This is a genomic window from Mesobacillus sp. (assembly GCF_049588175.1).
Lineage (GTDB): Bacteria > Bacillota > Bacilli > Bacillales > Cytobacillaceae > Mesobacillus.
Genome location: NZ_JBAVFI010000233.1, coordinates 1 through 9,578, shown reverse-complemented (window position 1 = coordinate 9,578; position 9,578 = coordinate 1). Strand labels below are relative to the sequence as shown.

The window sequence follows — 9,578 nt, the reverse complement described above, 5'->3', positions numbered from 1 at the left end:
GCATATGGGAAATTGCTAAAAAATTATGTATGTATATTGTTTTTAACTATATGTTTTTATTGTAGAAAACAAGGCACGATCACTCGCGCCTTGTCTCTATATATCCTGATTCTATTATGCAACAGTTTTGCTGTTTTCCACAAGGAAATCAACGGCTTTTTTCATTTGAAGATCGCCTTTGATTCCATCCAGGCTTCCGCCAAGTGCAGCTTTGATGTTATCAACAGTCATGTTGTACATTTCAGCCATTTTCTCAAGCTCTGCATTCACTTCTTCATCAGTAACTTCGATGTTTTCAGCTTTTGCGATAGCTTCTAGAGTTAGGTTAACACGTACGCGTGTTGCAGCTTCTTCTTTCATTTGGCCGCGAAGAGCAGCTTCGTCTTGACCAGAGAACTGGAAGTAAAGCTCAAGGTTCATACCTTGCATTTGCAGGCGCTGTTCGAATTCGTTGATCATGCGGTCAACTTCAGTGTCAACCATTGCATCTGGAACTTCGATTTCAGCATTTGCTGCCGCTTTTTCTACGATTGTGTCACGAACGTGGTGTTCTTTTTGGTGCTCTTTGTCGTGAGTTAAACGATCTTTGATTTTAGCTTTAAGAGCATCTAAAGTTTCAACTTCTTCATCAGCATCTTTAGCGAACTCATCATCTAGAGCTGGAAGTTCTTTTCCTTTGATTTCGTGAAGCTTAATTTTGAAAGTAGCTGGCTTTCCAGCAAGTTCAGCTGCATGGTACTCTTCAGGGAAAGATACCTCTACATCCTTCTCTTCGCCAGTAGCAGTTCCAACTAGCTGTTCTTCGAAGCCAGGAATGAATGAACCTGAACCAAGTTCAAGTGAATAGTTTTCTGCTTTTCCGCCTTCGAAAGCTTCGCCATCAACGAATCCTTCGAAATCGATAACAACAGTGTCGCCTTCTGCAGCAGTGCCTTCTTCTTTAACAACAAGCTCTGCCTGCTTCTCTTGCAATGATTTTAGTTCGTTTTCAACTTCTTCGTCAGTTACGTTTGTATCGAATGCTTCAACCTCAAGGCCTTTGTATTCGCCAAGCTTCACTTCAGGCTTAACCGTTACAGTAGCTTTGAAAATCATGCTCTTGCCTTTTTCGATTTGTTCAACATCGATTTCAGGACGGTCAACTGGCTCGATTCCAGTTTCAACGATTGCATTTGCATATGCTTCAGGAAGAAGGATATCAATTGCATCCTGGTATAAAGATTCTACGCCGAAACGCTTTTCAAACATTTGGCGAGGCATTTTCCCTTTACGGAATCCAGGTACGTTAACTTTTGTAACGACCTTTTTGAATGCAGCGTCTAAACCTTGGTTTACTTTTTCTGCATCTACTTCAATTGTTAGAACCGCTTGGTTCTTTTCTAGTTTTTCTAATTTCGCAGACATACAGTTCCCTCCAACAATAATCTATTGTCATGTTTCATTCGACGATGAATACTCTTGTGTACCAAGTAATATTCCAGATTAGATGTAAAATAGAATGATTTTTACATAATACAACCACTACATTATAACACAGGTTTATTTCGTTTCAACAGCTTGGACTATATTATCGGATAAGAAATTTCTTCTAGCATCCTGATAAAAGCCAGAACCTGCCCGGTTTCTTCCTCAAAACTTGTATACAATTCAACAAAAGACTCAAGAGGTTCATCAAATCCATAATATTCATTGGCCATAAAATGATAGGCAGCCGCCCATGCTTCTGCCCCTCCGTTTGGCAAATCAAAAGGATAGATCAGGAAGAAATGTCTCTCAATTAAACTTAATATATTCTCAAATAGAACTGGATCAGCATTCTCTAATTCGTCCCCGAGTATTTGGATGACATCATTCATTGCGATATAATCCTTCAGGTCTAGAAGTCTTGAGGGAATGAACGATTTTTCCCAGCCGAATTTACGGACATCGGTCTCTTCTGCATATTCCTGTTCTTTCAATATATTAAGGAGCATTGTTTTTTGAAAAGGGTGGCCCTGTTCTGAGGCTAAGTACTCTTTTATTTCTTTTATGTAAGGACGGATATTTTCTTTCGTCAGCCTTGCTGCAATCATAACCTGATCTTTTGGATCCTGCAGATCGAATAAACCCAGGGACACTCCTTCTGGTTCCCCATCAGTCGCTTCTTCCATTTCTGGTCCGCCTTCGAGCATCCTTCTGCCGAATTCAAGCATTCTTGTAAAATGTTCCTGCTTATCTGCAGGAATTTCCTTTTCATCAAGAAGGGCCTCTATAGTAGAAACAATTTCATCATATTCATTCAGCTGTACAAGAATCATCAAGTATAAATCGATTACTTGAATGTAATCACCCAAACCGCTTCGAAGCATCTGCGCCGCAATCTGTTTCGCTTGCTTTACATAACCAGCCTCAAAGTTAGCCAGGACCAGGCCCACATAAATATCGCTGTTCTCCGGGTCATGCACCAGAGCCTGCTCAAGAAATTGAATGGCATCCCTGTATTTTTTCTGCTTGAGGTAGTCAAGCCCCTTCTCTAACAGGCGCTTTTCCAGACCGGGAAACAGGATCACATTGTCCTTTTTCGAATCCCGTTTATTCATAAACATACCGCCTAACTATCATTTTTGTTGGAAATTAAATAATTTTATTTGCTCTTTTCGTAAACTTTATTGCTATTTAAGGAGTGGTTGATTTCCACTCCAGGATGCTCGCTTTCCGCGGAGCGTGCGGTGAGTCTCCTCGGCGCTACTCGCGTTTGCGGGGCCTCACCTGTCCCGCTGCTCCCGCAGGAGTCTCGCACCTTCCGTTCCAATCAACTTCTTTTCGACATGTGATTTTAAAAAACCTTTTCTTATTTTATGGTGAGGCTGTCTTAAAGTTGGTTTTTGATTTTTGATCCAAGTACTAGCTTTTCACTCCAATCAACAGTGTACCTAAATCAACTAACTTTAAAAGAACATACACTTAGATAAGTTCCAAAGAAAGAGATAAAAATGATCATGATTTTAGAAAGAGCTTTTTATTGAAGTAAGTTTAGCATGAATTATTGAAAAAACAAAAAGATTCACAAGCCATGCCTGTGAATCTGTCTGTTTTTCATCCAATTCGTTCCCTTTTCTGTGATTGATTTTCTTCATATGCTTCAATGCTATCTTCTAGCTGTAAAGTCAATTCTATTTCATCCCAGCCATTCAGGAGCATATTGTACCAGTATGGATGAATGTCAAAAGTAGTTTCAAATCCATTTTTGTCAGAAACCGACTTTGTTTCTAATGAAACCGTCAATTCATACGGCTGTTCCCCGGCTTGCTTTAGTAGATAGGTAACTTCATTTTCTTTTAAAACAATTGGGAGAATTCCATTCTTTAGACAGTTTTGGCGAAAAATATCGGCAAAGGAGGGAGCAATCAAAACCTTGAAGCCATAATCCTGCAATGCCCATGGAGCATGTTCCCTTGATGACCCGCAGCCGAAATTCTCATTCGCGATTAAAATGGATGCACCATCATTCTCTGGCTGGTTGAGTTCAAAATGCTCATTCAGCTCTCCATTCGGATTAAAACGCCAGTCAAAAAACAAGAACTCTCCGAAACCAGTTTTCTCTATTCTTTTAAGAAATTGTTTGGGGATGATCTGATCGGTATCAACATTTGTCCGGTCCATTCCTACAGCTTTTCCGGTCCATTCTTTAAAACTCGACATATCAGGCTCCTTTCCGCAGGGCTCTATTCATATTTTCTTGTGGGCTTGCTGCCTTCCTATCCAAATAATCTTCCATTAGAAGCAGGCACTTTAAATCATGGCTCCAACCATTGATCTGACATCGACAAAGCGTCCATGCAGTGCAGCTGCGGCTGCCATTGCAGGGCTGACAAGGTGGGTCCGTGCCCCGGCTCCCTGTCTCCCCTCAAAATTCCGGTTTGATGTGGATGCACAATGTTCTTGAGGTCCTACTATATCGGCATTCATGCTCAAGCACATACTGCAGCCCGATTCTCGCCACTCAAATCCTGCATCCAAAAAATGCTTGTCAATTCCTTCTGCTTCCGCTAATTTTTTTATATTTTGCGAGCCGGGAACGACAATGGCCTGGACTCCAGGAGCCACACTTTTCCCTTTAATAATTTCAGCAGCAGCCCTGAGATCCTCAAGCCGGGAATTTGTACAAGATCCAATAAAAACCTTTGTGACTTCTACATCTGCAATTTGCTGTCCTTCTTCAAGACCCATATATTCAAATGCTCTCTGGACAGACTTTCTTTCAGCTTCCGATTCACATTCATCCAAAAACGGAACTCTTCCTGTGACAGTGACTGTCATGGATGGGTTCGTACCCCAGCTGACCATTGGGGCGATTTCGTTTCCATCAACCGCAATGAAATGATCGTATTCTGCATCCTCATCTGAGGCAAGCTGCTTCCAGTCCAGAATCGAATCTAGGAAAGCATCACCTTCAGGGACATACTTCCTGCCGTTTAAATAAGCAAAAGTTGTAGCATCCGGCGCGACAAGTGAGGCCTTTGCCCCTCCTTCTATCGACATATTACAGATGGTCATCCTCTCTTCCATCGACATCGCTTTGATGACATCTCCGCCGAATTCAATTACATAACCCGTTCCAAAGTTGACACCATATTTGCTGATGACAAAAAGAATGACATCCTTGGCGCTGACTCCGGGCCCTAGAGTTCCGGAAACCTCCACCTTCAACGTCTTAGGCTTTGACTGCCACAGGGTTTGCGTGGCGAGGACATGCTCAACTTCACTGGTACCGATCCCAAAGGCTAAAGATCCAAAGGCTCCGTGCGTGGATGTATGGCTATCTCCGCACACTATGGTCATCCCCGGTTTCGTCAATCCAAGCTCAGGTCCGATTACATGAACAATCCCCTGCTCAGGACTATCCAGATCAGCTAGTTGTATTCCGTGCTCCAAACAATTTGTCCTTAGCGTATCCATCTGGTTTTTAGCCACCGGATCATGAATCTGGCTGCGGTTGATCGTTGGAACGTTATGGTCCATTGTTGCAAAGGTAAGATCTGGCCTCCGCACTGGACGGTTTTTCATTTTAAGTCCCGAGAAAGCCTGCGGGGAAGTTACCTCATGGACAAGATGCAAATCTATATAGATGAGGTCCGGCTTTCCTTCCTCCCGGTGAACAACATGGCTTTCCCAAATTTTATCGATGATTGTTTTTCCCACAAGCAGCCTCCTCCTATTTTTGAAAATTCAGATATAATTAGGCATATGCGCTCATTATATTGCAGATTGCTTCATTATCGAGCAGAGCTGCTTTAATTTCCTCAACCATTTCCTCCGTACTTACCGAAACATTCCCAAAATCAGCAATATCTCGAGTCCTGCTTCCAGCATCAAGCACCTGGATAACCGCATTTTCAACCGCTTCAGCTTCCTCCTCCATCCCGAATGACATTCTAAGCATCATCGCTGCTGATAGAATCATCGCAATTGGATTAGCCGTGTTCTGTCCAGCGATATCCGGAGCTGAGCCATGGATCGGTTCATATAAGTATGGACCACCAAGAGCTACACTTGCAGATGGCAGCATGCCAAGCGAGCCAGTCAAAACGGAAGCTTCATCGCTCAAGATGTCACCAAACATATTTTCAGTCACGATAACATCGAACTGTCGCGGATTTTTAATGAGCTGCATGGCCGCATTATCAACAAGCATATGCTCCAGCTGCACCTTCGGAAAATCCCGGGCCACCTCTTCTGCCGTCTCCCTCCACATTCGACTTGATTCCAAAACATTCGCTTTATCCACGGATGTTACTTTGCCTCTTCGGCTTGAAGCTAACTTAAATGCGTACCGAACTACTCTCTCAATCTCTTTTTTCTGGTAAAATAACGTATCTACTACAGATGCCTCGCCTTTTTGCATCGTTCTCTCACTCGGTTTGCCAAAGTATAGCCCTCCTGTCAATTCCCTGACAACGACCATATCAGCTCCTTCAATCACTTCCTTGCGAAGCGGTGATACCCCTGAAATACTAGAATAGTATTGAACAGGACGAACATTGGCGTACAGACCAAGGTCTTTCCTGATTTTCAGCAGCCCCTTTTCTGGGCGGAGATGTCCCGGCAGCATATCCCATTTAGGCCCTCCTACTGCTCCTAAAAGTACTGCATCACTTGCTTTGCAAAGATCGATTGTCTGCTGCGGAAGCGGTGTGCCGAATTCATCGATTGCCCCTCCGCCAATATCGCCATATGAAAATTGAAATTTATGTCCATAAAGCTCCCCTACTGCCCGGAGGATACTGACCGCCCCCCTGCTTACTTCTTTGCCTACTCCATCACCTGGCAGGACTGCGATCCTTTTTTCCATAACTTTCGCCTCCATTTTTTATATGGTATTTTAATTAATTAACCATTCACTGCGATCTTTTTGTTTTCTTCCATATATAGAACCCTGTTGACAGCGTTTAAATAAGCTTTTGCTGAAGCCTCCAGAACATCCTGCGCAAGACCTCTTCCGCTTGTCTCTGTTCCTGCAAATTTAAGTTTTACATATACCTGGGCAAGAGCATCCCTGCCAGCACCAACTGATTGGATCCGATAATCGAGCAAATTGGCAGATTCCTTCATGCACTTTTCAAGTGTGTTATATAAAGCTTCTATACTGCCAGAACCTGTCGATGCCTCCTGGATTAATTCATTTTGACAGCCGGAAAGAGAAACGGTTGCCGTAGGAACCTGGTTGGTCCCATACTGCACTTGGATTGAATTCAAGCGATAATACTGCTGTTCTTTTGACAGCGTCTCTTCCAAGATGATTGCTGCCAAATCCTCATCGGTCATTTCCTTTTTACGGTCTGCCAGCTCCTTGAATACCGCGAATAGATGGTTAATATCCTGATCAGGTACTGACAGGCCAATTTCGTTCAGACGGTTCCGGAATGCGTGCCGTCCAGAATGCTTCCCGAGAACCATCGAGTTATTTTGCAGGCCAACCAGCTCTGGTGAAATGATTTCATAGGTTGTTTTCTCTTTTAAAACACCATCCTGATGGATTCCTGATTCATGGGCAAATGCATTTCTTCCTACCACCGCTTTATTAGCTGGGACAATCATTCCTGTCAACTTGCTGACGAGACTGCTAGTTCTGCTGATTTCGTTTAGGTTCATTTTCGTCTCGGCCTGATAAAAATCTTTTCGGATATGGAGGGCAACACCGAATTCTTCTAAAGCTGCATTACCAGCTCTCTCTCCAATCCCATTGATTGTCCCTTCTACCTGGGCAGCGCCCGCTGATACAGCAGCCAGTGAGTTGGCAATTGCCATCCCCAGGTCATCATGGCAGTGTGCCGAAAGTTCAACTTTATTAATAGAAGGAACATTCTCTTGCAAATACTTAAAGATATTGCCGTATTCCATTGGCGAAATATACCCCACTGTATCAGGTATATTAATGACCTTTGCCCCTGCCTTGATCACTTCTTCCACGATTTCAGCCAAATATTCAAGTTCTGTCCGGCATGCGTCCTCTGCTGACCACTGGACAACTGGGAATTTGGCAGCCGCGTATTTTACAGTTCTTACAGCTGTTTCAATCACTTCCGTTTTTGTCTGCTTCAGCTTATGCACCCTATGAATGGGTGAAGTGGCAATAAATAAGTGAAGCCTTGGCTCCGCACCATATCTTAAAGCCTCCCATGCTGCATCAATATCAGATAAAACCGATCTTGCCAGCCCCGTTACAGAACATCCTTTGATCGCCCGGGAAATTTCCGCTACAGATGCAAAATCTCCTTTAGACGCTGCAGGGAATCCAGCTTCAATAATGTCTACATTCAGCCTTTCCAGCTGTTTCGCTATTTCAAGCTTTTCGGTAAAATTAAGATTCACTCCGGCCGATTGCTCTCCATCCCGCAATGTTGTATCAAAAATTTTAATTCTTCGCACTGGCAGCCACTTCTCTCTGCTTTTGTTTATTGACAAAAGGCATCATCTTTCTGAGTTCTCTTCCAACCTCTTCAATTTGATGACGGTTCTCCTTTTCATTAATTGCATTGAAAACAGGTCGGCTGGCTTTATTTTCGGCAATCCATCCTTCGGCGAATTTGCCATCCTGGATATCCTTCAGAACGCTTTTCATTTCTTGTTTTACCTGATCATTAACAACTCTCGGTCCGCTGACGAAATCTCCCCATTGTGCAGTATCTGAGATAGAATAACGCATTCCTTCAAGTCCGCCTTCGTACATTAAGTCAACAATAAGCTTCAATTCATGCATCGTTTCAAAATAGGCCAGTTCTGGCTGGTAGCCTGCTTCAACTAGAGTTTCAAATCCCGCTTTTACTAATGAAGTAAGTCCGCCGCAAAGGACAGCCTGTTCTCCGAATAAATCTGTTTCAGTTTCTTCTTTGAAAGTAGTTTCCAATGCACCTGCTCTTAGGGCACCAATCGCTTTTGCATAGGCAAGCGCCAATTCCCTTGCTTCTCCTGTTACATCCTGATGGACCGCAAACAGCGCCGGCACACCTGCACCTTCCTCGTAAGTCCTTCTGACAAGATGACCTGGGCCCTTAGGTGCAACAAGTAACACATCACAATTCTCTGGAGGAACGATCTGGTTAAAATGAATATTGAATCCATGGGCAAACATGAGAGCCTGATTTGTCAGCTGTGGTTCGATTTCTTCCTTGTAAACGGATGTCTGAAGTTCATCTGGCAAGAGGATCATAACCACATCCGATTGAGCCACCGCCTCAGAAACAGCTTTGACCTCAAAGCCATCCTGTTCGGCCTTTTCCCATGACTTTCCTCTTCTAAGACCAACTACAACCTCAACACCGCTGTCTCTTAAATTTTGCGCATGGGCATGCCCCTGGGATCCATATCCGACAACCGCCACTTTCTTTCCGTTAAAATAAGTCTCGTTTGCATCACCGTTATAATACATTTTTGCCATTTTCCGTCTCCCCTTCTTATCTCCATATTATTTTGGAATTTCACTACGTTACTTGATTCTGCATCTGAATTTGATTTAAGTACTTAGTTCCAGTACGAAACTGGTTTAACGAGCTTTTAAGAGGTGCAAAAATAGAATTCACGTTTGATTCAAAAGCAATTACCAATAGATCCTATACAAACGAAAGAGCTTTTTGCTGGTTTCCAGGCTGGTAGCCTCTTGGAAACGCTGTTGTTCCGGTCCGTGCCATTTCCCTAATTCCATAGGGTTTGATTAATTCGATGAAGGCTTCAATTTTTTCTGATTCGCCTGTTAACTGGATGATAATGCTATCCTTGCTGACATCAATCACTGAAGCTCGAAATGGCTCAATGATTGAATAGATTTCTGAACGATTATGCGGCAGTACCGGAACTTTCATGAGTACAAGCTCCCTTGCCACAACAGCCTGGTCGCTGATATCGGCAACCTTCAGGACATCGATCTGCTTATTCAGCTGTTTGGTAATTTGTTCAGCCATTCGATCGTCCTCAACATGGACAACACACGTCATTCTCGAAACACCTTCATGCTCCGTCGGGCCTACTGAAATGCTTTCAATATTATAATTTCTTTTCGTAAACAAATTGGTAATCCGGTTCAAGACTCCCGGCCTGTTCAA

The 9,578-nt window shown here is 43.3% G+C and carries 8 protein-coding genes; all 8 read right to left on the bottom strand.

What is annotated here, in order from left to right; translation table 11 throughout:
- Positions 1-114 precede the first annotated feature (114 nt).
- Positions 115-1,404, bottom strand: a complete 1,290-nt coding sequence (tig, locus tag WB217_RS05790) for a trigger factor (RefSeq protein WP_423991523.1) — start codon at positions 1,402-1,404, stop codon at positions 115-117.
- Between the two features lie 158 nt (positions 1,405-1,562).
- Complete coding sequence (locus WB217_RS05785) at positions 1,563-2,579, bottom strand: tetratricopeptide repeat protein (protein ID WP_423991521.1); 1,017 nt, start codon at positions 2,577-2,579, stop codon at positions 1,563-1,565.
- Positions 2,580-3,075: 496 nt separating this feature from the next.
- The gene (gene leuD, locus WB217_RS05780) at positions 3,076-3,681 is read right to left on the bottom strand and encodes a 3-isopropylmalate dehydratase small subunit (RefSeq protein ID WP_423991519.1); all 606 of its coding nucleotides are present in this window, start codon (positions 3,679-3,681) and stop codon (positions 3,076-3,078) included.
- A 90-nt stretch (positions 3,682-3,771) separates the two neighbouring features.
- A complete protein-coding gene (leuC, locus tag WB217_RS05775) occupies positions 3,772-5,181 on the bottom strand; it encodes a 3-isopropylmalate dehydratase large subunit (RefSeq protein WP_423991517.1) in 1,410 nt (469 codons plus the stop codon).
- A 37-nt stretch (positions 5,182-5,218) separates the two neighbouring features.
- A complete protein-coding gene (gene leuB, locus WB217_RS05770) occupies positions 5,219-6,331 on the bottom strand; it encodes a 3-isopropylmalate dehydrogenase (RefSeq protein WP_423991515.1) in 1,113 nt (370 codons plus the stop codon).
- 38 nt (positions 6,332-6,369) lie between these two features.
- The gene (locus WB217_RS05765) at positions 6,370-7,908 is read right to left on the bottom strand and encodes a 2-isopropylmalate synthase (protein ID WP_423991513.1); all 1,539 of its coding nucleotides are present in this window, start codon (positions 7,906-7,908) and stop codon (positions 6,370-6,372) included.
- Positions 7,895-8,917, bottom strand: coding sequence for a ketol-acid reductoisomerase (ilvC, locus tag WB217_RS05760; RefSeq protein ID WP_423991511.1), 1,023 nt, complete (start codon positions 8,915-8,917; stop codon positions 7,895-7,897). Before ilvC ends, WB217_RS05765 begins: the two co-directional genes overlap by 14 nt.
- 172 nt (positions 8,918-9,089) lie before the next feature.
- Positions 9,090-9,578 (bottom strand): acetolactate synthase small subunit (gene ilvN, locus WB217_RS05755; protein ID WP_423991509.1); only part of this gene is annotated, 489 nt, incomplete at its 5' end.